This is a genomic window from Arthrobacter sp. B1805 (assembly GCF_002929745.1).
In the GTDB taxonomy this organism is placed as follows: domain Bacteria; phylum Actinomycetota; class Actinomycetes; order Actinomycetales; family Micrococcaceae; genus Arthrobacter_D.
The window spans coordinates 11,545-37,580 of record NZ_PJIQ01000011.1 but is presented as its reverse complement, the minus strand read 5'-3'; the positions used below and the strand labels follow the sequence as shown (position 1 = coordinate 37,580).

Sequence of the window (26,036 nt, the reverse complement as noted above, 5' to 3'; positions counted from 1 at the left end):
GGAGCCGCGGCCCGGTCAGCTGGTCACGGGCCGACCTTCGGGGTTCTTACGCTCGGCCCGCCACCGCGTGACACAGATCAGCACTGACATGAGGGTTCGGACGAGAGGCTTCTTGAGCGACGAACTGGCGTCGGCGATGGCTGCGTTCCACAGGGCGTCGTTATAGGTCGGGTAGGGGTGGGTGACACCTGCCAAGTCCCGTGTGGTGAGCTTCTGGTGGACCGCCAGGGTCAACTCGCCCAGACTCTCTCCTGCCCTGGGGCCGACAATGGTGCCACCGAGGATACGGCCGCGCCGGTCAATGATCAGGCGGGCGAAACCTGTCTCCTGGTTCTCGGTGATCGCCCGGTCCGTGTGGGCGTACTCGATCGTGGACACACGGTGTCGCCGGTCGTCGGCTTCGGTCACCCCTACCGCCGCGACCTCGGGGGAAGTGTAGGTCACCCGGGGCACGACCGTGCTCACCGACCTGCGCACTCCCAGCACGGCGTTCGATGCCGCGGTGCTCGCATGGACCCCGGCGAGGTGGGTGAAGTCAGGGTTCTGCGTCACGTCTCCGGCTGCCCACACAAGCGGATTCGACGTCCGCATGCTCGGATCGACCACTACCTGGCCCTTGCTGTCGGTGTCGACGCCGATGAGCTCAAGACCGAGACCTTCGCTGCGGGGGTGCCGGCCCGCCGCAACCAAGATCGAATCGGCGAGAAAGGTCCGTCCGTCACCGAGTCGCACGCGACTGACCGGCTCCTGCCCGCCACCAGTGGAGGTGGTGACTTCCTTCACGTTACTGCCCTCGATGACGTGCACGCCGTCGTCGGTGAGGTTGGAACGGATGATCGTTGCCGCGTCCGGATCTTCCTTGGGCAGGATTCGGGACTGGGCAATTAACGTCACCTCCGAGCCGAGCCGGGCGAAAGCCTGACCCAGCTCACAGGCGATAGGTCCTCCACCGATGATCACCAGATGCCTGGGCAGCTCCGTAAGGTCCCACACCGTCTCCGATGTCACCACCGGCGCCGTGTCCAGTCCATCGATGGGTGGGAGCGCCGGCTCGCTGCCGGTCGCGATCAGGGCCTGACGGAAGTGCACCGTCTCCCCATCGATCTCCGCCCGGCCCTGTCCCGTGAAGCGGGCAACACCCTGCCGGACCGTCACACCGGTCTCCTCGAGGGACGCAGGAGAATCATCGGGCTCGATCGTCCTGATCGCGGCGGCAATCCGCTCTCTGACCTCAGCAAACACCACCGGCTCACCCGATCCACGACGGGCATCGACTGCGCCAGCAGCCGCGGACAGAAGCGTTTTCGACGGAACGCACCCCGTCCACAGGCAATCCCCGCCCGTGCGGGAACGCTCCACCAGCACAACGCGGGCGCCCAGACGTGCGGCCGTCTTCGCCCCCACGATCCCTGCCGTTCCCCCGCCAACGACCAGCAGGTCAATCACGTCCGTACTCGATCTCATCTACGCCTCATCTCTTCGCTCAATGCATCGTTGGTTGCCGGCGGTCTACCTGAAAGGGAACCGATCAGGGTGTGAGCCTAAGCTGGTCGTCCCAACGCCAGATCGTGGCGCCTACACCTGTGGAGTGATTCTGATCGCCGACAAGTACAGCAGCTTCGCGCCCCTCTACGACCTCATGTCGGCCGAGATCCCCGTCTACCGGGCCGGTCGGAAACTCGGCGTCCAAACCCTTGATCTTCACCCCGGCGCGCAAGTACTCGACGTCGGGTGCGGTACCGGACTGAACTTTCGGCACCTGAAAGAACGTATCGGACCGGCCGGCACCATCGTCGGAATCGACCGGAGCGCTGAAATGCTCGCCCAAGCCCGGCGAAAAGCAACCCGACAAGGATGGACCAACATCATCCTCGTCCAGGCCGATACCACCACGACTCCCACCGAGGCGATCATCGAATCCATCACCTCCCAAGGAGGCCTGCCTCTCTCCGACGCGGCCCTGGCAACCTACGCACTGTCCCTCATGAAGCCGTGGGAGGCCGGATGGACGATGATGCAGGACCTCACCGCACCGGGCGGACGCCTCTGTGTCGTCGATATGCAAGATCCCACCAGCCGTATCCCCGGAGCCCGCGCCTTGGCCCGCCTAGCCTGCCGCCTCGGCGGCGCGGACATCACCGCCCACCCCTTCGCGGCCGTCGAACGTGACTGCATCGACGTGACAGCCCGGTCCGCTCGCGCAGGACACCTGCAAATCCGCACCGGACATCACCCCGCAAGCTGACAAGTCAGACGGGGGACCCGCTGAAGTGAACCACGTCGACCGACTGCACATACTTCTGCAACCCAGCCAGCACAGCGCGACCGGGCTCACTCTCCGGGAAGACCTCGGTGTGGTCCTCAAGCCGATCCCACGCCACCCGCAACAAGTACACGTCCTCCCGATCAACGCTCGGGTACAGATCAACGGACCGGCACCCCTGTGCCGTCAGAAGATGCGCCTGGATGTCCGGGTACGCCTGCAGGAAACCCTCACGGTTCTCCTGCCCTACCGTCAAAGTCGCGTGTTCGAAAATCATCTTCAACCTCTTCCCTTCAAGCGGATGCTGACACTGAACGAAACCCAGATGGCCGCCATCAGATGACGCCAAAGCCCGTTGTATTCAGCTACCGAGGTTATGGGCCATGCGCCCGGCTCTCTGTAATCCAGGACACCAACAGCCATCTCTCCACAGCGCCGGCGACAAGCACAGCCAGAGCAAGAGAGTAAGGTCTGCCAGCGCTTTGCGAGGTACCCCTGCAGAATCACTCTCCCAGAACGCTTACACCTCCTCAGATAAGCGGGACAAGGTGATAGCTCACCCACAGGTGGACGGCTTTGAGCTCCACCCTTCGGGCTCCACCCGCCCACAGGTGGATGACCAGGACAAGAGGCGACTGCGCAGACAGAATTATCAGCGTTGCGACGCAACTCCTGGTCAGTACTACGCTGAGCTTCGCGAAGTCCGCAGCCGCCTAACTGGTCACGGCGTCCGCACGACGCGCTCCGGGCCGCGTCGAAGAATTCTTCGCACTACTCGTCACCTGGCCCCAGCTATACCGCTGTCGCCCTTGAACGTGGCAGCAGACGTCGACCAGTCAAGAACTCTTCGGGGTCTGGAGTTGATTCTCTCGGCAATCTCATCGAGCTCCTGCTGGCTGAACTGCTGTAGGTCACTGTTCTTCGGCAAGTACTGACGCAACAACCTGTTTGTGTTCTCGTTCGAACCCCGCTGCCACGGACTACGCCTATCGCAGAAGTAGACCGGCAAATCCAACTCTGCCGTCAACTCCTGATGCTCAGCCATCTCCCTGCCACGATCCCATGTCAGAGAGCGGCGCTGCCCAGCAGGCAAATCGCGAAAGCTCGTGGTCAGTGCTTGCCGCACAACGTCGGCTTTGATCCCGTCCGGTAAGTGCACCAACCGCACATAGCGGCTCTTTCTATCAACCAATGTCGCGATGGCCGAGGGGCGTGAACCCATCACCAGGTCACCTTCCCAATGACCAACTTCAGTCCGGTTCTCTATAGAAGCCGGACGGTGATGGATAGAGACCATGTTCCTCAAGCGCCCCCGCTTACTCACCCGTGGAGCCTGCGGTACGCGCATCGTGCGTCCTGACCGCAGATGATGTGACGGCCGCCCGAGGCACCGGGCGAGTGCTTTGCGCTCAGAGATGTAGATGGACCGATAGATCGCTTCATGGGACAGACGCATCGATCCGTCCTCGGGATACGTACGCCGCAGCCACTGAGATATCTGCTCGGGAGACCAGTCCTGCCCCAGTTTAAAGGCCACCACGATGAGGAGCATCAGGTTCGTGTCCAAGCGCTGTGGCTTCGGGCGCTTTGCCAGCATCACCGCCCGCTTATCGGCATTCACAGCACGGTATTGCTCACGGCCGCCGTTACGTTGAATTTCCCGCGACACCGTCGACGCAGCGCGCCCCAAGTCCGCAGCGATGGCCGCCGCCGATCGGCCCCCAGCAATTCCCCTGGAGATCTCCTCCCTATCAGCACTCGATAGATGCCTGTCGTTGCGCTTCGATGCCGGCAAGCGAATACCACCGGACTGCAGGAGAAAGCGCCGCACCGTGTTGCTTCCGCTGCCCAGATCCCGGGCGATCGCACGAAGAGAATCACCACGCCGCCACTGATCCCACAGCTGGTCCTGCTGCTCTGCAGTAAACCCAAAATCACGAACCATCTAGTCAACCTACCTATCCGATCAGGGGCGGTGCGTTGACCGGTTGAGACCACCACCGGTTATGCACCTACGTTCTGATCCACAACTAGTGCGACAGGGGAGATGGGTCGGCGTCGGCGTGTTCGGGTTTGGGTTCGGGGAGTGCGTCGAGTAACCAGCGGATGGCTTCGGTCTCGTCGCTGAAGAGCCGGGTGGGTCTTACCGCGGCGTAGGCAAACGCAGTGATGACTTTGGTGACCAGATCCGCGCTGAGGATCGCAACCCGCGTGGGATGGGTTCCCTCGAGCAACATCTGCCGAGCTTGGGCGGTAATCCCACCAAGAGCACCGACATGCACCAGCAAGGGACGCCTGTCAGGACCGAAGACTGTCTCGAACGCGTCGGCTGTTGCCTGCACGTCCTCACCGGAAATAGTCGTTACGTTGGGCGACCACCGCAAGCGGTTGAAGCCTTGCTCGACTGTCAGCTCGAACCGCGCACCGTCGCCCGTAATCATCCATCCAGCGTGGCATACAGCTGTCCGCCCGCTTCAAGTTCCGCTGTTGACTGTGATAGGTCGAAGTGGCCCCGGTGTGACAAGTCAGGGAGTTCCAGCTTCCGCGCAGATGAGCATCCGTGTCTCGTACTCGCCTGCACACCCGCAGTAGCTCGTGGATGCCCCAGTGGGCGCTCCTGCAGTGGGTCTCGTCAAAGGGATCCTTTGACCGGACGGACGCAGAGCTCGTTACCCAGGTTGGTGAACTCCAGGATCGGCGGGGGAGTGGGGAAGAGTGCCCCGTCCCAACAATGTGTCTCACTGGGAGTATTCTCAGGAATGGGAAAATCAGCCTTTGATGAGTGTGGGGGAGTCGGGGTGGGAAGTATCGGGTATGCCAGGGTCAGCACGTTGGAGCAGAACGCGGATCTGCAGCATGCAGCGCTCTCGGCGGCGGGCTGTGTTCGGATTTTCACCGATCACGGGGTGAGCGGCACGCGAGCGAGTCGACCCGAGCTGGATAAGCTCTTGGATCATCTTCGGGCGGGGGATGAGGTGGTGGTGTGGAAGCTGGATCGGTTGGGACGCAACACCCGGAATCTGCTGGCGCTGATCGATGACCTCGAACAGAGGGGTGTGCATTTCCGGAGTGTCACCGAGGGGATCAGTACGACCGGTTCGATGGGTAGGGCGATGCTGACCGTCATGTCGGCATTCGCGCAGCTCGAGCGGGACCAGCTGGCTGAGCGGACCAGAGCGGGTATGGCTGCGGCCGCCGAGCACGGGCGGAAGGCAGGTCGTCGGGAGGTCACCGCCGAGCATGCGAAGGTCAGGCGCGCTCACGAGTTGAAAGCGCAGGGGCTGGCGCCGGCGGATATCGGGAAGATCATCGGCCTGAGCCGGGCAACGGTGTACCGCTACCTGAGCATGCAGGTAGGGGCCGATGTCTTCTGATTCAGGAAGGAGCTGGCACGCTGCTGTTCACGATCGGTGCAACTGGGGTCCGAATACTTGAGCGAGGAGATCTCGGCATGAGGGTTGGGTGAATCGCCCTGGGTTTGATGGAGACTCGCGTTATGTGATTCCCACCAGCCGATTGTGGTCGGTTTGGTCAGCATAGAACGCCTGCTCGAACTCCACGGGCGGGACATCGCCGAGGTAGCCGTGCAGGCGTTGGGTGTTGTGCCAGTGGACCCATCCGAGGGTCGCTAGCTCGAGGTCCTCGACCGTCTTCCACGGGCCAGATCGAGCTGGACCGCGAACGAGTTCGGTCTTGTAGTAGCCGTTCACCGTTTCGGCAAGGGCGTTGTCGTAGCTGTCGCCGACGGTCCCGATCGATGGGGTAGCGCCGATTTCAGCGAGGCGTTCGCCGTAGCGGATTGATGTGAATTGGCTGCCCGCATCGCTGTGACAGCGCAGGTCTTCGTGGTGAGTGCCGCGGCTCCACCGGGCCATCTCGATTGCGTCGAGGACCATCTCGGTACGCATGTGCGACGCGCACCGCCAGCCGACGATCATCCGTGAGTACGCGTCGATGATGAAGCAGACATACGCGACGCTGGCCCACGTGGGCACGAACGTCAGGTCGGTCACCCACAGCCGGTTCGGCGCCGTCGCGGTGAACTCCCGCCGGACGAGATCCGGATGCCTGGTTGCAGTCGGATCGGGCCGCGTGGTCTTGATTCGCTTTGAACGGGTGGCGCCCTCGAGGCCGGCGGCGCGCATCAACCGGCCCGTCTGGTCCCGGCCGAGATCCAACCCGGCACGACGGGCGGCTTTCCAGAGTTTGCGGACACCGTAAACGCGGTAGTTCTCCTCCCACAAGGCCACCAGTTCTGGTGTGAGGGCGGCGTCGCTGACCGCTCGTGCGGACGGGGCGCGGTTCTTCGCCGCGTAGTACGTACTTGGGGCCACCTGCAGCAGGGTGCAGATGGGCTCGACTCCAAGCGGTCGGCCTTCAACGATGTCGTGTCTGTTCGCGTCGATGAACGCGACTATTTCCTGTGTTGGCGGTCGAGCTCCGCCCCGAAGAAACTCGCGGCCCGCTTCAGGATCTCGTTCGCCCGTCGCAGTTCCCGGACTTCTTGCTCGAGCTCCCGCAGTCGTTTGGCTTCGGAGGTACTTACGCCGGCAGTGTGACCGTCATCGACGTCGGCTTGCCGGACCCACGATCGGACCGATTCCGTCCCGTACCCCAGCTGCGAAGCGACCCGGTGAACTGTCCCGTGCTCGGTCCCGAGCTCTGCTCGTAGGGTCCGCACCATCCGGACTGCTGCAGCCTTCTCTTCTGGGGAGTACCGACGTGCCGTAGGCTTCCCAGCTCCCTGACTTGATGCCATAACTCTATTCTCGTTTCCAAGGTCAGGAGCCTCCATCAAACCCAGAGCGGTTCACCTAGAGAAACGAAGGATCACAGGGAAACCGATACACCACCTAAAAGGACTTGACCTAAGAAGACGAGTCTGAAGCTTGCTGAGGACTCCACACAGCAGACTCGCTAGACACCAATTTCGATCACTCAGCGAGCTGCAACCATGCCCAGACGGACTACGCGGCGGACCGCTGTTGCATGACATCTGGGCCCTTGCTCGTTCCTGTTGCGGAAGCCGCATAAGGACCTAGCCTCGATTTTTCATGGTGCTGGGGTTGGTTGTCGGATCCGGATTTGATTCCGGTCCGGGCTGATTTTGGGGTTTTGGGCGTGCTGGCGGGCCCTGTTGTCGCTGGTTGGGCGTCGGGTTCCACGTCTGCGATGGGTCGTTCTGGTCGTTGTTGGGGCTGGCCGGGCGGTCTTCAGGCCAGGATGGGGATCTGTTGTCGGAGGCTGTTCTTGAGCCCGGCAATGGCGGCCAGGAGTGTGGTGATCGTGGCGGTTTCCGGTGCTTTGTCGGGGATTAGCAGCCGGGTCCGTCGGGCCCTGGTGATGAGTTTCCCTGCGGTGGCGAAGAGCCGGTAGCGCCAGCGCTTGATGTCCCATCCGCGGGCTTTGTGTCCGGTGGGCAGGGCGGTGAGTTGCAGCCAGGAGATGAGGTTCATGGCCAGGGCGGCGATGTTGGCCCAGGCCTGGTTAGCGTGGAAGTCGAAGAACGGCAGCTTCCCGAGCCCGGTGTTCTTCAGGGTTTTGATCCGGTTCTCACACCGTCCCCGGGCCCGGTGTCGGGCATCCAGGGCGGGCCCGTGCCAGGAGGGCGAGTTCGTCAGGAAAGCCGTGATGCGGTGCCCGTCGGTATCGAGCAGGGTCGGCTGCGCCCCGGGGTGCAGGGGCTCGGCACGCAAGTACAGGTTCGTGCCCTCAGGGTAGCCGGTGAGCCCGAGGACGTCGGTGGCGTTGAGGACCCACGCATCGGTGCGTTCATTGCCGTCCTGGTCCAGGGCCGGCTGCCAGTACTTCTTGTCGTTGATCCACCCGACCATGTGGGCCTTGGGCACGGGTACCGGGTAGGAGACACTGAACTGCACTCCCAAGGATGAGAGGTGGTGCAGGAATTCCCGGGACGCTCCGGCGCTGTCGGTGCGCACCAGCACCTTCTCACCAATCAGCTGTCCCTGCTGGTCGTAGAAGTCATCGGGGAGCTGTTCGATGGCCTGGGTGAACACCTTGATGTGGTCCTTGGCGCTGTTGGCCCCGGCGTTGCCAGGACGCAGGAGCGCGGCCAGAATTTCCCCGGTCCCGTTGCCCGCGCCGCAGTCGACGCTGGCGACGAAAGGGGCGAAGCCGTACCCGCCCTTGTACGTGCCGACGGCCTGTTCCTTGTCACTGTGGGAGGTGACGAGGGTTGCATCGAGATCAATGATGAGCGGGTCAAGGGCGGTGGCCTTCAGCGCCGGGTTCCGGTCCCTGGCAGCTTCCCACGCCCTGGAGCGCAGTTCCCGCGTCAACGTGGCGAAGCCGTCGTTGAAGACGTCAGGGTCGGTCACGGTCCGCTCAAAGAACCGCGAGATTGTCGCGTTCGAGGCGACCTGTCCGAAGACGCCGGCACCGGTCCGCAGGATGTCCAGATCGGAGACGTGTTCTCCGCCGCCGGCGAGCATGACCGCCAAGGAGCCCACAATCGTGCCGGGCCGGTGCCAGGCCCCGAAGGGGACGAACTGGCCCAAACGGTCCTCGCACAAACCCCTGAACCCGAGCGCATCAACAAAGGACGTCATCACGTTCAGCCCGGCATGGGAGACCAGCGACTGGCCCGTCGTGGCGACAGGAAGGGACGGGAAAACTCCGGTAATCTTGGACATCAGAAAGGTGCTTCTTTCAGCCGGTGGAACAGTGCGTCAACAACACTATTTCCCCAGCTCAGAAGCACCTTTCGTCGCTTTAACACACCCGGCGGAGGGCAGCCTCATGAAAACCCCGGGCTAACGTGTTCCGGAACTGGAGTGGATTCTTACGGGAAGGTGCGGCGGATGACGGAGGTCAGCCCGGTCGAGTCAGATGGTGACGTGCCCTCGGTGCAGGACACAACGACCCCGCGAGGGACATCTCCTAGAACACGTCGTGGGCGCTCCTCTGGTGGGGTGGGTGCGAGCCTGCTGCTTGGAGCCGCCGCTGGTGCTGCCGGGGTGTGGGTGATGGACCGGGTCGGCTGGTTCATGTACGACAACGAAGAAGTTTCAGCACTGCAGCGTGAACACCGCGCCCGTCCGGGAAACCTCGACGTGGCACACGCCGCAGCCGATAAAGCAGCCGCGCTCATCGGGCGCCGACTGCCGGATCAGCCGAACATAACCGGGATGGTCGTGCACTACGCCTTGGGTGTCCTACCCGGTGCCGTCTACGCGGTGTTCTTCGCCAGCGTGTCCCAGCAGTACGGGCCGGCAGCGGAGCAGCCTACGGTCTGGCGCTGTTCGCCATCACGGACGAAACGGCCGCGCCCTTGCTCGGTATCGCCGCAGGGCCGACCCGGTATCCACGGCAGGCCCACGCACGCGGCGCCGTCGCTCACCTGGTCCTAGGGGTCACCACCGAAGCAGCGCTCCGGATAGCCACACGAGCCAGGCGGGCATCTCGCGCATGACCTTGTTCGGCCGGGCATCCCGAGTGGGTTCCGAGATCCGCGCATCGCGGACACGCGCCCTAGATTCCTGCGCAAGAACCATCATCGTTGGAGGGAGGACCCGTGGACATCGCTAACAGGACCGGGATCATTACTGGTGCCGGGAGCGGCATCGGCGGATCCCTCGCCATAGGATTCGGGCAGCGCGGCGGTAACTTGCTGTTGGTGGGCCGGCGCCACGTCCCACTGGAGGAAACGGCGCAGATGGTGCGTTCTGTTGGCGGGCAGGCAGAAGTGCTGGATGCTGATATCACCGAACCAGGGGCCGTCGAGCGGGTCGCCGAGGTCGCCCGGCAGCGGGGCCCGGTGGATCTTCTGGTAAACAACGCGGGGAACGTACGGGCAGGGCACCTGGAGGATCTGCCAGAAGAAGATGTGCTGGCTATGATCGCCCTGAACCTCACCGCCCCGATCTTGCTGACCCGGGCATTACTAGCGGCTCTCAAGGAGGCCGCGTCCCCGCAGGGTAGTGTCCTGCTTGCCGTCTCCAGCGGCATCGCCCTCACCGGTCTGCCCTTCTACACGGTGTACGCGGCAACGAAATCCGGGATCAGTACCCCGCAGACCCTTCCTCTTCGCCGGGGACGTGCTGATGACCAGCGACAGACTCTACGACCCCGCAGATCGTACGGCGCCCGGAGCCGGGGAGGGGACCTCATTATGGGGCTCAGAACCGCTCTGCCATAGCGATTCTGGTCGAGCGCAGTGCCCGCTGTGTGATGCTCGTCCATCTTCCTGGAAGCAACCGAACCCGTGAGCTCAGAGACGGCCTCATCCAGGCTTTCGCCGGGCTGCCGAGATCCCTGGGGACATCACTCACCTGGGATCAGGGAACCGAGATGAGCCAACGTGCCGAGTTCGCCGCCGCCAGTGGTATCCCGATTTACTTCTGCGAGCCTCGCTCGCCCTGGCAACGCGGTACTAATGAAAACACCAATGGGCTGCTTCGGCAGCACTTTCCCAAGCGGACCGATCTCGGCCTTCACTCACCCGAACAACCCTGACGCACTATACCCCGGTGGGGTACTGTCGTTCTCGCCCCACCTTTACAGGTGAACGGAGGAGCAAGGGGTGGCGTCCTGAGTTGTGTCGTTACTGCCGCTGAACATACGGCACTTTAGCGCTACCGGAATCGTACGAACGCCTTCCTCTCCGGGCTACGAGAGGTTGTCAATTGGCAGAAAACTTACCACCGTATGACTGTGAGAACGAGTGCAACGGTAGTCCTTAAAGGTTGCCTATTAGGAGGTCGATGTGTCTACCTATCTCAACGTAATCGTCATGCTTTTGCTTGCGTTAGCTGTTGTTGGTGGCCTATACGTCACATCTCGGTTCACTGCTGTTTCCGCTGATCCCATCGAAAGTGCACCTTTTCTGTCGGGCTGGACGCCCAGCGAACACGCACTGTCTCGGTATCACGCTCGGTACTACCCGCTGACCATGCTCTTCCTCGCCTTCGACGTCGAAATGCTTTTCATGTATCCGTGGGCTGTCATCGTCGTGGCCTCCGGGTTCGAAGCTGTGGCCGAGATGTTCGTTTTTCTGGGCGTCCTGATGGCAGGAGTCGTATGGGCCTGGCGGGAAGGAGCCCTCCGGTGGACGTGACAAAAGCTTTGTCCGAGATGGCTGCACGACAACCTCACGTACTCCTCGTCGAAGTCCCCGGATGGAGCAACACCCGAATTTTTACTGAGCGTGAGCTTTTTCGACGGAGCTGGATCGAATCAAACTCGCCAGCCGACTCGGACATCTTGTTGACGTGCGGGACTCCCTCTGACGATCTGAACGAAGTGCTGGACCGCGTGTGGGATCAACTCCCAGGGCCGAGAGTACGAGTGAAGGTCAATCACCCGACTGAGGTAGCTGACGTACTTGACCAAGCAAGGGAAGCACTCGTCGAATGTTCGGCCCAACAGAAGGACGCGTTGACCCGTACCGCGGTCAAAATTCCCCATGCGGCAGTCACACAATCACCCAGCAATGACCCGGCCAGCCCTGGTACCGGGCACGGCGGGATGGACCACGGCGGGATGGACCACGGCGGGATGGACCACGGCGGGATGGACCACGGCGGGATGGACCACGGTGGGATGGACCACGGTGGGATGGGCATGCCGATGCCCGGTGGTATCGGTTTAGCTGAGGGGGGACCGGACCGTGATGGTCTTGGTCTTGATGTTTTGCATGTTTCGTTGGGTCCTGTGTTGCGTTACTGGCCGGCTGGGCTTGTCGTTCGGTGTGCCTTGCAAGGCGATGTCATCACGGAGGCGTCGGTGGATCTGATGGCTGGTTCGCCGACGGAAAAGGCTCCGAGTGTGGGGGAGGTGTTGGGCAGCTCGTCGGGAGCAGGGGGAGATGGAGCTCGTTTGTTGTCTGTGCGTTACTGCGATCAGGTGGCAAGCCTGTTGGCATTGATGGGGTGGGAGCGGTTTGCCTGGAGGGCCTTTCGTGTCCGTGATGGTCTGCTGGGAGGGATGCCTTTAGAGGATGCTGTGTCGGAGCTGAGCGCTCTTGGGCGGGGGATCAGTCGTTCGAAGGTATTCCGGTGGTCCTTTAAGGACTTACCGGAGGTGCTGGAACGTTTAGACGCCCTGGTAGGCCGTGCTCGTTGGGTGCTGGAGGCTGATACGCATTCCGGGGAGCCTTGTCTGCGGTATACCGCGGATGAGGAGAGTGGGCGTCTGCAGCAGGTGCCGGGCCTGATTGTTGGTCTTGATCTGTTTGCTGCCCGCCTGGTCATCGCGTCTTTGGGTTTGGACACTGTTGCCGCTGCGAGGGTGGGAGGAGTCGATGCCTGATGGTGTTGTGCAGGTAGGCCTGCTGGGACCCGTTGTGGCAGCTGTGCTCCTTGGGTGTGTGGCTTTTTTTGCGGCGGCGCTTGATGGGGTGTTCGTTGCTCGGATGGGGCGTCGGTCTGTTCGTTCTGGCGTGGCTAGCCCTGTGTGGGAAGTGGCTCGGTTGTTGCGTCAGAGGCGTCGGTCTGTTGTGGCCGCGGATTCGTTGTTGTGGCGTGTTGGTGTGTCTGGCCTGCTCGTCGTGGCTTTGTTGAAGGCTGTGGTGGTTCCGCTTGGGTCATGGGTGGTAGCTGACCTTTCGGTGGGCGTTGTGTGGTTCAACGCCATGGACGTGATGGTGTGGGCACTGGTGTGGATGGCGGGTTGGGGAGCCAACAGTGCATTTTCCCTTGTGGGCGGGTACCGGTTCCTCGGGCAGGCCCTGTTGTATGAGTTGCCGTTGATGTTTGCCCTAACAGCGCCTGTGGTTGCTGCGGGTAGCTTGCGCGTAGGAGACGTAGTGACGGCCCAGGAGGGGCTGTGGTTTGTGGTGTGGATGCCGGTGGCGTTCCTGGTTTTCTGTGCGGGGGTGATTGCCTTTTCGGTGTGGGGCCCCTTCAGTCCGGCGTTGGGTCGGGACATCGGCGGAGGAGTGCTGGTGGAGCTGTCCGGGGTTGACCGGTTGCTGTTGTTAGCGGGGCGGTATGCGCTGCTAAGTGCCGGCGCCGGGTTTGCTGTGGCGTTGTTCCTGGGTGGTGGGTCTGGGCCATTTGCTCCGCCGTGGGTTTGGACGTTGGTGAAGACGTTGGCGGTGCTGTTTGTGTTCGTCGGGGTACGACGGATGTTTGCTGTCCTACGGCCTGACCGGTTGGTGGAAGCGGCTTGGGTGGTCGTCCTGCCCGCGGTGCTCCTTCAGGTTCTTTTCGTCAGTCTGGTGGTGGTGGGGCGGTGAGTGTCGTTCTCGGAGGGTTCTTCTGGTTCCTTGCGGTTGTCGCGGTCGCTGCGGGTATTGCAGTGTTCCGGGTGGATTCCATGGCGCGGGCTACGTACGCCTTGGCCCTGTCGTTCGTCTCGGTCGGGGTGATGCTGCTGTTGTTCAACCTCGAGTACATCGGCGTGATCACGATTTTGATGATGGTGATGGAGATGGCCATCATGGCAGTTTTCATGATCATGTTCATGGGGATGAACCCGGCCTTGATGCCGATGAGCATGGTTCATAGCAAGCGCAGCTCGATGATTCTGGCGGGTGGGGGGTTCGTTGTCCTGGCTGGTGGTGCCTTGTTGGTGCCGTGGCCAGCACGGCGGGGGGGACCGGCCGCGGATCTGACCCAGTCCTTAGGGGAGGCCATCATGGGTTCGAAGATGCTGGTGATGCTTACGGTGAGCCCGGTGCTGTTCGCCACGCTCGTCGCCGCATTGGTGCTGGCCAGTCCGAGGGGGCGTTACGACCGTTTTGGTGATGACCTGCGCATCTCGCCACCGCGCGGGCCTGAGCAGAAGGATGGCCGGTCATGACGTTGGATGCGGTGTTGGTGGCGTCCGCGGCCCTGTTCTGTGTGGGGTTGTACGGTGCGCTATCCCAACAAGTCGTTGTCATGGTGATGATGGGCCTGGAACTGATGCTCAACGGGGTGATCCTCGCGGTCGCGGGTTTGTGGTGGTTCCTCGCTCCTGCCCCAGATGGGCAGGTGCTGTTACTGGTGGTTATTGCCGCGATGACCGTGGAGATGGCGATGGGTTTCGCTGTTGCTACCTTGCTTCACCGTTCACGGGAATCGGATATGACCGACACGGCAACGGACCTGTCCGGATGAATGTGCTGCTCTGGGTCGTGATCGGCCTGCCTGCGGTGGCCGGAACAGTGCTGTGCCTGGGCGGGAACCACCTGTCCAGGGCTGCGGTTCCCGTGTCGCTGGGTGTCTCTGTGGTTGTCACCGTGCTGGCTGCTGTCGTTGCTGTGGTTCGCCCCTCGGTGGCAGTGCCCTTTATCCAGAGTGCGGGTTTTGGGCTGGCCGTGGATTCCCTTTCGGCGGTCATTCTTCCCTCGGTGGCCGTGGTTGCCTTGCTGGTGTTGGTTTTCGCGTCAGCTAAGGACATCGCACCCGAGGTGGCGCCGCCGGCGAGGTTCCACGGTTTGATGCTCATCTTCGTTGCGTCCGTGATCGTGACCGTCACGGCGACGACACTGCCGGCCCTGTTGTTCTCCTGGGAACTGATGGGTGCTATGTCCTACGCGTTGATCGGGTTTCGGTGGCAGGACCGTGACCGGGTTTCGGCCGGCCTGACTGCTTTCCTGACGACTCGTGGCGCTGACCTGGGTTTGTATGCCGCTGCCGGTGCGGCCCTGGCCGCAGGCGGTGGCCTGGCATTGACGGACCTGGCCGGCGCCCCGGAGGGGTGGCGGCACATCATCGCAGCCGGGATTCTTGTGGCGGCATTGGGTAAGGCCGCGCAATTGCCGTTCAGCTTTTGGCTTTCCCGCGCCATGGAAGGGCCGAGTCCGGTCAGTGCGCTACTGCACTCGGCGGCGATGGTGGCGATGGGTGGGTACTTGCTGCTGCGCTTGGCACCACTGTTGGAAGTCACCGGATGGGCCGCGAGTGCGGCCGCCTGGGTCGGGGTCCTGACGGCCCTGGCATTGGGTGCGGTCGCTGTGGCGCAGAAGGATCTCAAGCAGTTGTTGGCCGCGTCGACGGCTGCGCAGCTCGGCTTTGTGGTGCTCGGCGCCGGGCTCGGCGCGACAGCGGGGGGGACCGCCCACCTGGTGTCGCACGCGGCGACGAAAGCCCTGCTGTTCCTTGTCGCCGGAGCTTGGCTGTCCGCGTTGGGGACTAAGAAACTCGCGGCCCTGCGGGGGGCGGGACGACAGTGGCCGCTGGTCGGGGTGGGTTTCACTGTCGGGGCGCTAAGCCTTGCCGGGATCGCTCCGCTCTCGCTGTGGGGGACCAAGGACGAAGTTCTTGCAGCAGCCCTGGAGGAATCCCCTGCCCTCTACATAGTAGGTCTGGCCGCATCCTTGCTGTCGGCAGCCTATGCAGGTAAGGCCCTGATCATCGTGTGGCGCCGACCTGTTACTGACACCGCTTCCGGTTATGACACCGAGGAACACGGCACCCGGCACATCGGGGTGTGGGAACGGGTTCCGCTGGTCATCCTCGCCGCGGGCGCCGCGACGCTCGGCGTGCTCGCTCTACCCCCGGTCGGCGAGGTCCTGCGCGTAGCACTCGGCGACCAGGACTCGCCTACCGCCAGGTGGTGGGAACTGGCGCTTTCGGCGGTCCTGGCCCTTGTTGTTCTCGTCCTGGTGGCCCGTTTCGGTGTGAAGGAGCCCTCGTGGGCGGCAGGGTGGCTGGGCCTCGAGCGGGCAACACACGCGCTCACCGTTCGTCCTGTGCTGGCCCTCGCCCGTGCCCTGGCTCGTTTCGATGACCACGTGGTGGATCGTGGTGTGTGGTCCGGCGTGGCCTATGTCGCCGGTGCCGCCGGTAGTGCTGCCCGTTTCGATGACGAACACATTGATGGCACCATCGGCGCCGTATCCGGTGGTGGACTGTCCCTGGCCGCTGCGGCAGCACGGGCGGATGCCAGGGGCGTTGATGCGGCGGTGGAGGCCACCGGTCGGGGCGCGCGCAGATTCGGTACGCTGGCCCGTCGCCCGCAAACAGGCCAGGTTCACCACTACTATGCCCAGGCCGCTGTAGTTCTCGCAGCGGCACTCGTCGTCCTACTTCTTGTGAGGTGACCGTGCTCAGTCTCGTCATTTTCCTACCCCTAGCCGCCGCCCTCGTGCTGGCGGTGTTTCCGGGGATCCCGGACAGGGCAGCCCGGTGGGCCTGGGTGGTGGTCGCCGCCGCTGATACCGCTTCTGTAGCTGGGATGTGGGCGGCATACGAGCAGCCTCCGAATGGGGGGCTGGCGTTCGAGGAGCAGGTCACATGGATTCCGTCGGTGGGTAGCAGCTATCACATCGGCGTCGATGGTTTGTCCTTGCCGTTGCTGGCATTGACGGTGGTTGTGTTCCTAGCCTGTTCTATTTACGCGCTGAGGGAACAGAACCGTCCCCGCGCGCAGGCGGCCCTGTTCCTGTTCCTGCAGACCTCATGCCTGGGTGTATTCGCGGCACAGGACCTTATTCTGTTCTTCCTGTTTTTCGACCTGTCGATTGTGGGAATGTACTTCGTCATCGCCGGGTGGGGTCACGGCAACGCGGCCCGGTCCGCGTTGAAATTCTTCCTGTACACGTTCCTGGGATCATTGGCCCTGCTGCTGGGTTTCATCGGGCTGTACCTCTACTCCGAGCCGCGGACCTTCGACATGGTCGAACTCGCCCGGTTGGCTCCATTGAATGGCAACCCCGTAGCAGGCGGAGTGGTCCTCGGCGCAGTCCTTCTGGGGCTGGCCATCAAGACCCCCACCTTTCCCTTTCACACGTGGCTGCCTCCTGCACATACGGACGCACCGGCGATCGGGTCGGCGGTCCTTGCCGGGATCCTCCTGAAAATGGGCACCTATGGGTTCGTACGCATCGCGATGCCCATGCTTCCGACCGCGTGGCGAGACTGGGCGTGGGTAATCATCATCATCGGCATCATCTCGGTGCTGTACGGGGCGCTGGTGGCGCTGGCGCAGAGCGACCTGAAAAGGATGATCGCCTACACCTCGGTCAACCATATGGGCTACGTCGTGCTTGCTGTCGGTGCAGCAGGGGCGGCAGGAGGTAATGACGCGGCAGCGCGGGAAATCGCCGTGACCGGGGCACTGACGCAAATGGTCAGTCACGGCCTGATCACCGCGGCACTGTTCCTTCTCGCGGGTGTGCTCAAGGACCGGGCCGGAACCTACGACATGGACTCCTACGGGGGGCTGGCCCGTCCGGCACCGAAGTTCGCGCTCCTGTTTGCCGTTGGCGCCTTCGCGTCGCTCGGGCTGCCCGGTTTCAGCGGTTTCATCGCCGAGTTCCAGATCTTCGCGGGATCAATCGGCACTGTTCCGTGGGTAGCCGTGGCCCTCCCCGGGATCCTGATCACCGCTGCGTTGTTCCTTCTGGCTGTTCAACGCCTCCTTACCGGAGCAGTGCAGGGACGATCCGCTCAGGTCTCCGACCTGCGCACAACCGAGTTGCTGCCCATCGGTACGCTGTTGTGCTTGTCGCTACTGATCGGCGTCGTTCCACGGGTACTCCTTGACCTGATCGAACCTGCCTCCGCTGCCGTCGTCGTCCTGGTTGGACGATAACCCCGTGGACGGCATGAGTATGGGCATGGACTTTTCCGTCCTCGCGCCGGAAATCGTCGTCCTCACCGGTGCTGTCACTGCCCTGTTGGCTGGCTCCTTCTCACCCCGGAACAAGCAGTGGATCAGCAGGCTGATTGCAGCCCTGGCGGTGGCCGTGGGGGCAGGGTTCGCCGTAGCGGGAACACTGGGTGAACCCGAAACGGTGTTCACCGGGACGTTCGCAGTGGATACGGCAACCGGTGTTGCCCGGGCGATCATCTGTGTAGCGACACTTCTGGTGATCTCCTTGGGCGGTAGGGAACTTACGGGGACATCGCGGGAGAGCGAAACCTACTCCCTGATGCTGCTCTCAGCGCTGGGGGCGATGGTCATGTCCGGAACGAGTGACGTGCTGGTCCTCGCCGTGGGGTACCTGCTGGCCAGCATTCCGCTCTACGCCCTGATTGGAATGGGGCGCTCACCGCACGCGGCGGAAGCAGCCCTGAAAACCTACCTGCTCGGCGCTTTCTTCGGTATCGCCCTGATGCTGGGAGTCGCTGTCCTCTACGCGTTGGCGGGCGGGAGCACCTACGAGGAGTTGAGCACCGAACTCACCGGGGCGCCTGCTGCGGCTATCGCCGTCGGCCTGGTCGGAGTCCTGGCCGGATTGGCCTTCAAAGCCGGAGCTGTGCCGGGTCACTTCTGGATACCGGACGCCGCCCAGGGAGCAGGAATCACTGCCGCTACGTTCCTCACCACGGTCCCCAAGGTAGGAGCATTCATCGCAGCATACCGGCTTCTGAGTTCCATGCCGGACACCGTGAACTGGCCGTTGTTGATCGGACTGCTGTCTGCGGCGAGCATGACTATCGGGAACTTCGCGGCCTACTTCCAGACGGACGTACGCCGGCTCCTTGGCTGGTCGACCGTCAGTCAGGCCGGCTACCTTCTGATACCGGTTGCCGTCGCCGGCCAGAGCGCCCTGGCACTACCCTCGTTGTTGTTTTACCTGGCCGCCTACGCGGCATCAAATGTGGGAGCTTTCGCCGTTGTCGCAGCCACCGGGCGACACGAGGTGGAAGACTACCGGGGCCTGATCCGCACAGCGCCCTGGCTTGCCGGCGCGCTACTGATCAGTCTCCTGAGCCTGGTCGGAACCCCTCCTACAGCCGTATTCGTGGGGAAACTAACCACATTCACAGCAGGATGGGACGGAGGGCTGACCTGGCTTGTCGTCCTGGCCGCCCTGAACACCGTGGCCAGCCTCTTCTACTATCTCCGCTGGATTGCCCCGGCCTTTGCGCGCGATCCCGCCGCCCCCAGACCCCGCGTAGCTTCCGATGAGGCCTCTTCCACCCGAGGGTGGGCAGCTTCCACAGCCGTGGTTGCCGGCGCAGTTGCCCTTACCCTCGGGCTGTTCGCCGGTCTTTTCTGGCCATGGCTGGAGGGTTCCCTCGCCCACTGATACCCCGCTGATCTCCCCGGTGCGCCGACGGGAACGGACGCCAAGAGAGAGTCCTTTGGCTGCATTCCGAGCAAGCTCCCAACCGCCACATACCAAGGCCTACGAAATCCGCCCCCCTCACCGGGTGACTGTGACAGGTTTGGGTAGCCCCGGTCCGGGAAAGACCCAAGGATCTGGCCGGCAGAAGGCCGTCGCCAGTACACAAGGAGGAACACCATGAAGAACCTGTCAGCACAACACGCCGGACGGCGCGCTTTGATGGGACTGGCCGGCGGCCTCACGGCCACGCTGGCGCTGGCCGCCTGCGGGGCCAACAGCGACCCCCAGGGCGGACCGGAGGACACCGCGTCCGCGTCCTCGACCACCGGCGGCTCCGTCGTCGTCGGGTCAGCTGATTTCCCCGAAAGCCAGATCATCGCCGAGATCTACGCCGGGGCCCTCACCGCGGCCGGCGTCGAGGCCACGACCAAACCCAACATCGGCTCGCGCGAGATCTACTACACCGCCCTCGAGGACGGCTCGATCGACATCATCCCGGACTACAGCGGCAACCTGCTGCTCTTCGCTGATCCCGACGCCACCGCCGAATCCGCCGAGGACATCGTGGCGGCGCTGCCCGATGCCCTCGCCGCGAAGTCACCCGACGTGGAACTCGGCGTCCTCGAGCCCGCGGACGCGGAGAACAAGGACGCACTCGTCGTCACGGCCGCGACCGCGGAGAAGTACAGCCTGGAGTCCATCGCGGACCTCACGGAGGTCTGCGGAGAGATCACCATCGGCGCCCCGAGCACGTTCCAGGAGCGTGCCTACGGCCTGCCCGGCCTCAAGGAGAAGTACAACTGCGAGCCCGGCGGCTTCGAGGCCATCAACGACGGCGGTGGGCAGGTCACCCTGCAGGCACTGCTGAACGACGACGTGCAGGCCGCCGACATCTACACGACGACGCCATCGATCCAGGACAACGACCTCGTTGTCCTGGAGGACCCGGAAAACAACTTCATCGCCCAGCAGGTCCTGCCGCTCATCAACACGGAGACCGTCAGCGAGGAAGCGCAGAACGTCCTCAACGAGGTGTCCGCCCAGCTGACCACCGAGGACCTCCTGTCGCTGAACCGCGAGGTCAGCGGAGACGAGAAGCGGAACCCGGCGGACGCGGCAGCCGACTGGCTCACCGAGAAGGGACTCGCGGGCTGAGTCCTGCGATACCTGATCCACCACACAGGGGACCGGTGTCCGGCATTGCTATGCCACGCACCGGGCCCCCGCTACGGCATCCTGATCCAACGGCCACCTACAAGCAGTCGGAGGTGCGCCGACTACCGGGGTTAGCCACCACTTACGGGGCCGTAACTAGGAACGGACCCGGTAGCCGGCCTGCTCCACGGCGGCCTCGACATCGGTTTCCCTCAAGGGCGTGCTGCTGTTGATGCTCAGAGTGGAGGTTCCGCCAGCGACGAGACCAACCTGAACTCCCTCGACGCCCTCCAGGGCACCAACAGCGGCAGAAGGGCACCAACAGCGGCAGAGACACGGGACGCGCAGGACCCGCACGTCAAGCCCGTCACGGCGAAGTCATCCTTAAAACCTGCTTCACCGCTCGCTGCCTCAGCGCTTCGGTTCTCCTGAGGGGAGCGTGCGGAAATTTATACCCTAGAGGGGTATAAATTCAAGGCTTCTGTGAACCTGACCCGGGTGCTTCCGCAGGGTTGGACTCATCGGATACCAGAAGTTAGCGTGAAGGAGGAGGGCCGCGCGGGTTCCGCCGGCCAGCTTCCGTTCTGAACGGCAGGATCAACCATCGGAGAAGGAGCAAGAAAATGACTCACATCACTTCAATGCTTGAGACGTACCCGAAGGACCTGGGCGGTGTCGACCGCGAGAAGCTCGCGGAGTGCATCGCCGCGTGTTTTGAATGCGCGCAGACCTGTACCGCCTGTGCAGACGCTTGCCTGAGTGAGGACATGGTCGCCGAGCTCACCAAGTGCATCCGCACCAACCTGGACTGCGCCGACATCTGCGCCACCACAGGTAGCATCCTTTCCCGCCACACCGGTTACGACGCCAACGTCACCAAAGCGGTACTGGAAGCCTGTGCAGCCGCCTGCAAGGCATGCGCCGACGAGTGCGAGCAGCACGCTGGCATGCACGAGCACTGCCGGATCTGCGCCGAAGCGTGCCGCCGTTGCGAAAAGGCGTGCCAGGAGCTCATCTCTTCCCTGAACTGAACGTTCCGGGATCTTCATACATCAGCGAACAGATAAGTCCGGGATCTTCACACGTCAGCGAACAGATAAGGAAGTAGATTCGCATGTTCAACACCACACCAAAGAAAACCGTCCCCGCGGCAGTAGCCTCGGTCGTCCTGGCCTTGTCGGCAGTCACCGGGGTTGGCGTAGCGACGGCCACTCCGGCTTTGGCAGACGCTCCTGCCCAAAGCGAACAGGCCGCCAGTTACGAAGTTGACTTCCTCAAGAACATGATTGACCACCACACGATGGCCGTGATGATGGCGCAGACCTGCCTTGATAAGGCTGTCCACCCTGAGCTGGCTGCCTTGTGCCAATCCATTATCGAGTCTCAGTCCGCCCAGATCAACGACATGCAGTCCTGGCTCCAACAGTGGTACGGCATCTCCTACGAACCGCAACTGAGTACGGGCCAGATGCAGTCCATGCAGCGCATGGAGAACTTCACCGGGGCTCAGTACGAGATTCGATTCATGCAGTCGATGATCCGTCACCACTGGGCGGCGGTCCGCGAGAGCGGAACCTGCCTGGAGAACGCGGAACACAGTGAGCTTCTCGGCCTCTGCCAGACCATTCGCCAAACACAGTTGGACGAAATCGGCCAGATGCAAGCCTGGCTCGAGCAGTGGTATGACCGCCAGGGCGGCCGGTCTACCGAAACCTTCTGAGCCGGGTTGCTCCTGCCGCTACGCACTTTTTGGACGACAAGCATCAGGGGCAGCACCGTTGTCAAAGGCTATGCAGCAGGGCAGTCCGTGCTTCCGCAGGCGGAGCCGCGGATTGCCCTGCTTTCAGGCCGGAACCCATCACCGCTTTCATCACGGCTCGTAGTCGTACCCGTGGTCCAGGGCATAGGACCGGAACTTACCTTCAACCGATGAGCCTGGGAGCCCGAAAGCTTCGCAGGGCGTTATGTCTCCGCAAGGGGCGGTGCTGAGTGAGCAGGGAGTCGGCTCCGCTCTGGCGGTCGCATCGTTTTCGTCGCATACCGGTTCATTGCCTCCTTGGGTATCTCATGCCTGGCAGGAGAGACGCGACCACCTCGCCCCGTCGCTGACTGCCCTATCGATCAGTCGGACATAAGCCCGCCCGACCGGCACCTCACGACAGGAACACAGACCCTACCGCGGCTTCACGCCGCCCATGTGCGGTTATTGGCGAGCCCGGACAAGAGAACGAAGCGCACCCCCTGTGGCCGACTCTTGTGCCCCGAACACTCTTGTTGCCACACCCTGAACAAGGAGAAGACCTATGACACACCACGTGACGTCCATGCTCGACACCTACCCCAAGGATTTGGGGGGAGTGGACCGGGCCAAACTCGCAGAGTGCATCCAAGCCTGCTTCGAGTGTGCCCAGACCTGCACCGCCTGTGCCGATGCCTGCCTCAGTGAGGACATGGTCGCCGAACTCACCAAGTGCATTCGAACCAATCTGGACTGCGCTGATATCTGCTCGACCACGGGCAACGTTCTGTCTCGCCACACCGGGTATGACGCGAACATCACCCGCAGCATCGTGGAGGCCTGCCGTACCGCGTGCAAGGCCTGCGCGGATGAATGTGAACAGCACGCCGAGATGCACGAGCACTGCCGTATCTGCGCCGAAGCGTGCCGCCGATGCGAAAAAGCCTGCGAGGAACTGTTGTCCGTCCTCGGCTAGCACCCACGTTCTGGCACTCCCACCTGCCAGAACGCAGTGAAGAGCAGCTACCAGCCATTCGGTTAATCCTCGATTGACCGAATGGCGCCTGATGCAGTCCCGGGCCTCACATCGTGTGGGGTCCGGGACTGCCACGGGGACGGACCCACGAGGGAGACTGGCATGAAAAAAGAAGATACGTCGAAAGAAGATCAGAAGCTGTCATTGGTCGGATCGGTGGCCCTCGGCACGGGAGTCATGATCGGAGCCGGGATCTTCGCCTTGGTCGGACAGGTCGCCGAGCTCGCCGGCGGCTGGGTTCCCTGGGCATTCCTGGCTGGTGCCGTCGTCGTCGGTTTCAGTTCGTATTCCTATGTGCGCTATTCCGCGACGAACCCGTCGTCCGGTGGTATCGCGATGCTCCTTAAAGCCGCATACGGTCCCGGCGTCGCCGCCGGCTCGCTTTCCCTGTTCATGTATGTGTCGATGATCATGGCCGAAAGCCTGCTCGGGCGAACCTTCGGCACATACCTTCTCAGAGCTTTCGGGATGCAGTCCTCGGCGCTCTGGGTACCCATTCTGGCCGTGCTTGCCATAGCCGCCGCAGCGCTGGTGAATCTGGTCGGTAACCAGTGGGTGGAACGTTCAGCGACCATCACCGCTGCCCTGAAAATCATCGGCATAGCCGTTCTTGCTGTTGGTGGGATCCTTGCCGCTGGTGTTTCCTCGTTGGGTCGGTTGTTCTCGACGGCGCAGCGAACTCCACCCGAGTCTGGTCTTCTCGGATTCCTGGCCGGGGTAACCCTCTGCATCCTCGCCTACAAGGGCTTCACCACCATCACGAACCAGGGTGGTGACCTCCGCCGTCCTGAGCGCAACATCGGCCGCTCCATCATGATCTCCATCGGCCTATGCACGGTGCTCTATCTCCTGATCACGGTAGCCGTCACCGGAAGTCTCACCGTCCCCCAGATCGTGGAGGCCAGGGACTACGCTCTCGCCGAAGCAGCTGAACCTGCCTTCGGCTCATTCGGTGTGATGCTCACCGTCATCATCGCCGTCATCGCAACACTCTCCGGACTTGTTGCCAGCCTGTTCTCTGTTTCCAAGCTCTACGACATGCTCCGCGAGATGGGCCAGGCGCCAGGACTGCCAGGACACGTGACACACCAGTCACTGTTCATCACAGCCGGGCTCGCGATCATCATGGCCGCCTTCTTCGACCTCTCGCAGATCGCTTCCCTCGGCGCGATTCTTTACCTCACCATGGACATCGCCATCCACTGGGGCATCATCCGTCACCTCCGGAACGAGACTGGCGCCAACGCCTGGGTCCCAGGTGCCGCGATCGTACTCGACGGTGCAGTCCTGGTTCCCTTCCTGCTCCTCAAAGCACAATCGGACCCGACCACCCTGGTCATCACCGCCGTGGTCGCCATCGTCATCATCGTCACCCAATGGGCGATAGTGCGCCATCACGACCGGGCTTCAACGGACACCACCACGTGAGGTCAGGAAACAAGCCCGTTGTGAGGCGGTCATCAGTTCCAATGGAAGGATTTTGATATGACATGGATATTCACCGTGCTGGGATTCATCATTATCGGAGTCGGGCTCAGGGATGTCTTCCACACCCTGCTCCATCCCAGCGGCCAGGGAGGGCTAACCAAAGCCGCCATGAACAGCACCTGGAGAATCTCCAAGCCGCTAGGACTGAAAGCAGTATCCCTGGCCGGGCCCTTCGGTATCGTGGCAGTGATTCTGCTGTGGGCGGCTCTGCAGGTCCTCGGGTGGGCACTGGTGTATTACCCCCACGTTCCGCAGGGTTTCACGTACGCCGACGGCATCAACCCTTCCCGATACCCCGACTTCATCGAAGCGCTCTATATCTCCACTGTCACACTGTCGACCCTCGGCTTCGGAGACGTCATCGCCACCGACCCCTGGATCAGGGCGCTATCCCCTGCCGAAGCACTGATCGGTTTTGCCCTGCTCACGGCCGCGGTGTCATGGTTTTTGCAGCTCTACCCGGCCCTCGCCCGTCGTCGGGCCCTCGCGCTTCGCCTCACCGTCCTCCGGGATGGGCTGTACCTGCAACACCTGTCTGAGTTCACACCCGAGACGACCAGCCGCGTCCTCGACAGCATCACCGACGGCATCATCCAAACCAGGGTAGACCTCACACAAACCAGCGAGTCGTATTACTTCCGTGAATCAACGGCCGCAGCGTCGCTGGCCACGTCCCTCTCCTACGCGGTAGCACTCAGCGAACTCGCCAAGGACCTGGCTGATCCGGAGGTGCGGGCATCAGGTCTGGCACTGCACCACTCCCTTCAGGACCTCAGCACCCTCATGAGCAATTCCCTGGGAATCAAAGGATCAACAACCGACGACACGTTCCAGTCGTACGCGTCAGACCACAAGTACGACTACCAGCCGCAAGACCCCTCCAACAGGTAAGGGGAAGATCCGCTCGAAGAAACCCCTCAATTGGGTGTTGCTTCGACCAACAGAATCCAAGTACATCAAGAGGCACTGGCCAAAAACTATCGTTTTCGGCCAACATGCCGCTGTCGCTTCCCGCGGTCGCCTGCACGGGAGTCCGCGTCCTTCCGGTGTCTCGGGCTCGCCTGCACAAACCTGCAGGTACCGGGGCAGAGTGCGGCCGTACCAGTGTCAGCTTCCTTGTCAGCGAGGTAGGAGCGAGAGTGCCCATTGGTGTCTAGGGTGCACCGATGTGAATCGTAGGCTCAAACGAACCCGTAGCTCACCCACAGGTGGACGGCCTTGAGCTCCACCCTTCGGGCTCCACCCGCCCACAAGTGGATGACCAACACCACGGACCTCGGTGCGTTATCCCTATTGCCACTATTAGTCCTATTAGCCCTAAGTCGAACCAGCTCATGCTGTTCGCGACCACGCCGGTAGGAGGCTGTGCACGGCCACCGCTCGATCGAGG

General features: G+C 62.6%; 24 protein-coding genes and 1 pseudogene. 19 read left to right on the top strand and 6 right to left on the bottom strand.

From position 1 onward, the window contains the following. Nucleotides 1-15 precede the first annotated feature (15 nt). On the bottom strand, nt 16-1,446 hold the full coding sequence (locus tag CXQ96_RS12720; protein ID WP_258059112.1) for an NAD(P)/FAD-dependent oxidoreductase: 1,431 nt from the start codon (nt 1,444-1,446) through the stop codon (nt 16-18). A 142-nt stretch (nt 1,447-1,588) separates the two neighbouring features. Here CXQ96_RS12720 and CXQ96_RS12715 point away from each other — a divergent pair, with 142 nt between their 5' ends. Next, nucleotides 1,589-2,245 (top strand): class I SAM-dependent methyltransferase, encoded by a 657-nt coding sequence (locus tag CXQ96_RS12715; protein WP_219816142.1) that lies wholly within the window; start codon nt 1,589-1,591, stop codon nt 2,243-2,245. Between the two features lie 4 nt (nt 2,246-2,249). Here CXQ96_RS12715 and CXQ96_RS12710 read toward each other — a convergent pair whose 3' ends face one another. The 3 genes from CXQ96_RS12710 to CXQ96_RS12700 form a co-directional block, all read right to left on the bottom strand. Further along, nucleotides 2,250-2,540, bottom strand: coding sequence for an antibiotic biosynthesis monooxygenase (locus CXQ96_RS12710; protein WP_104118394.1), 291 nt, complete (start codon nt 2,538-2,540; stop codon nt 2,250-2,252). A gap of 501 nt (nt 2,541-3,041) precedes the next feature. Next, a complete protein-coding gene (locus tag CXQ96_RS12705) occupies nt 3,042-4,208 on the bottom strand; it encodes an IS30 family transposase (protein ID WP_104118393.1) in 1,167 nt (388 codons plus the stop codon). An 85-nt stretch (nt 4,209-4,293) separates the two neighbouring features. Further along, nucleotides 4,294-4,704 carry an STAS/SEC14 domain-containing protein gene (locus tag CXQ96_RS12700; RefSeq protein WP_104118392.1) on the bottom strand — a complete coding sequence of 137 codons (411 nt, stop codon included), beginning with the start codon at nt 4,702-4,704 and terminating at the stop codon, nt 4,294-4,296. A 318-nt stretch (nt 4,705-5,022) separates the two neighbouring features. Here CXQ96_RS12700 and CXQ96_RS12695 point away from each other — a divergent pair, with 318 nt between their 5' ends. Next, nucleotides 5,023-5,637 (top strand): recombinase family protein, encoded by a 615-nt coding sequence (locus CXQ96_RS12695; protein ID WP_368783642.1) that lies wholly within the window; start codon nt 5,023-5,025, stop codon nt 5,635-5,637. Nucleotides 5,638-5,757: 120 nt separating this feature from the next. Here the strand turns inward: CXQ96_RS12695 and CXQ96_RS12690 are convergent. Next, nucleotides 5,758-7,022, bottom strand: a protein-coding gene (locus CXQ96_RS12690) for an IS3 family transposase (protein ID WP_258059111.1) whose coding sequence is annotated in 2 segments (ribosomal slippage) — nt 5,758-6,719 and nt 6,719-7,022 — 1,266 coding nt in all. Because the reading frame shifts where the segments join, the coding sequence is not laid out codon by codon here. Nucleotides 7,023-7,476: 454 nt separating this feature from the next. Then, nucleotides 7,477-8,916, bottom strand: a complete 1,440-nt coding sequence (locus CXQ96_RS12685; protein ID WP_104118390.1) for an IS1380 family transposase — start codon at nt 8,914-8,916, stop codon at nt 7,477-7,479. A gap of 279 nt (nt 8,917-9,195) precedes the next feature. On the opposite strand from CXQ96_RS12685, the gene CXQ96_RS12680 reads away from it, so the two are divergent. The 17 genes and pseudogenes from CXQ96_RS12680 (at nt 9,196) to CXQ96_RS12595 (ending at nt 25,537) form a co-directional block, all read left to right on the top strand. Further along, a complete protein-coding gene (locus CXQ96_RS12680) occupies nt 9,196-9,633 on the top strand; it encodes a hypothetical protein (protein WP_219816141.1) in 438 nt (145 codons plus the stop codon). Nucleotides 9,634-9,797: 164 nt separating this feature from the next. Then, entirely contained in the window at nt 9,798-10,421 is a 624-nt protein-coding gene (locus tag CXQ96_RS12675) for an SDR family oxidoreductase (RefSeq protein ID WP_181036457.1), read from the top strand. Further along, nucleotides 10,412-10,711: pseudogene (locus CXQ96_RS12670) on the top strand (IS30 family transposase); the annotation flags it as partial. The gene CXQ96_RS12675 and the pseudogene CXQ96_RS12670, both read left to right, overlap by 10 nt. Nucleotides 10,712-10,988: 277 nt before the next feature. After that, complete coding sequence (locus CXQ96_RS12665) at nt 10,989-11,339, top strand: NADH-quinone oxidoreductase subunit A (protein ID WP_258059110.1); 351 nt, start codon at nt 10,989-10,991, stop codon at nt 11,337-11,339. Further along, a complete protein-coding gene (locus CXQ96_RS12660) occupies nt 11,330-12,532 on the top strand; it encodes a hypothetical protein (protein ID WP_146070890.1) in 1,203 nt (400 codons plus the stop codon). The genes CXQ96_RS12665 and CXQ96_RS12660 overlap by 10 nt, the downstream gene beginning before the upstream one ends. After that, nucleotides 12,525-13,460, top strand: coding sequence for a complex I subunit 1 family protein (locus tag CXQ96_RS12655; protein ID WP_104118386.1), 936 nt, complete (start codon nt 12,525-12,527; stop codon nt 13,458-13,460). Before CXQ96_RS12660 ends, CXQ96_RS12655 begins: the two co-directional genes overlap by 8 nt. Beyond that, nucleotides 13,457-14,026: an NADH-quinone oxidoreductase subunit J gene (locus tag CXQ96_RS12650; RefSeq protein WP_258059109.1), complete on the top strand. Its 570-nt coding sequence runs from the start codon at nt 13,457-13,459 to the stop codon at nt 14,024-14,026. The genes CXQ96_RS12655 and CXQ96_RS12650 overlap by 4 nt, the downstream gene beginning before the upstream one ends. Beyond that, nucleotides 14,023-14,325 carry an NADH-quinone oxidoreductase subunit NuoK gene (gene nuoK, locus CXQ96_RS12645; RefSeq protein ID WP_104118385.1) on the top strand — a complete coding sequence of 101 codons (303 nt, stop codon included), beginning with the start codon at nt 14,023-14,025 and terminating at the stop codon, nt 14,323-14,325. Before CXQ96_RS12650 ends, nuoK begins: the two co-directional genes overlap by 4 nt. Next, nucleotides 14,322-16,253: a proton-conducting transporter membrane subunit gene (locus CXQ96_RS12640; RefSeq protein ID WP_104118384.1), complete on the top strand. Its 1,932-nt coding sequence runs from the start codon at nt 14,322-14,324 to the stop codon at nt 16,251-16,253. The genes nuoK and CXQ96_RS12640 overlap by 4 nt, the downstream gene beginning before the upstream one ends. Continuing rightward, on the top strand, nt 16,250-17,746 hold the full coding sequence (locus tag CXQ96_RS12635; protein WP_258059108.1) for a NuoM family protein: 1,497 nt from the start codon (nt 16,250-16,252) through the stop codon (nt 17,744-17,746). The genes CXQ96_RS12640 and CXQ96_RS12635 overlap by 4 nt, the downstream gene beginning before the upstream one ends. Nucleotides 17,747-17,771: 25 nt before the next feature. Next, on the top strand, nt 17,772-19,190 hold the full coding sequence (locus tag CXQ96_RS12630) for an NADH-quinone oxidoreductase subunit N (RefSeq protein WP_104118382.1): 1,419 nt from the start codon (nt 17,772-17,774) through the stop codon (nt 19,188-19,190). A 216-nt stretch (nt 19,191-19,406) separates the two neighbouring features. Beyond that, nucleotides 19,407-20,384 (top strand): ABC transporter substrate-binding protein, encoded by a 978-nt coding sequence (locus CXQ96_RS12625; protein ID WP_104118381.1) that lies wholly within the window; start codon nt 19,407-19,409, stop codon nt 20,382-20,384. Between the two features lie 623 nt (nt 20,385-21,007). Beyond that, nucleotides 21,008-21,415, top strand: coding sequence for a four-helix bundle copper-binding protein (locus tag CXQ96_RS12615; protein WP_104118380.1), 408 nt, complete (start codon nt 21,008-21,010; stop codon nt 21,413-21,415). 83 nt (nt 21,416-21,498) lie between these two features. Continuing rightward, complete coding sequence (locus tag CXQ96_RS12610) at nt 21,499-22,104, top strand: DUF305 domain-containing protein (RefSeq protein WP_104118379.1); 606 nt, start codon at nt 21,499-21,501, stop codon at nt 22,102-22,104. Nucleotides 22,105-22,687: 583 nt separating this feature from the next. Next, on the top strand, nt 22,688-23,098 hold the full coding sequence (locus tag CXQ96_RS12605) for a four-helix bundle copper-binding protein (protein ID WP_104118378.1): 411 nt from the start codon (nt 22,688-22,690) through the stop codon (nt 23,096-23,098). Nucleotides 23,099-23,260: 162 nt separating this feature from the next. Continuing rightward, nucleotides 23,261-24,586, top strand: a complete 1,326-nt coding sequence (locus CXQ96_RS12600) for an APC family permease (RefSeq protein ID WP_104118377.1) — start codon at nt 23,261-23,263, stop codon at nt 24,584-24,586. A 57-nt stretch (nt 24,587-24,643) separates the two neighbouring features. Then, complete coding sequence (locus CXQ96_RS12595; RefSeq protein ID WP_104118376.1) at nt 24,644-25,537, top strand: potassium channel family protein; 894 nt, start codon at nt 24,644-24,646, stop codon at nt 25,535-25,537. Nucleotides 25,538-26,036: the final 499 nt, after the last annotated feature.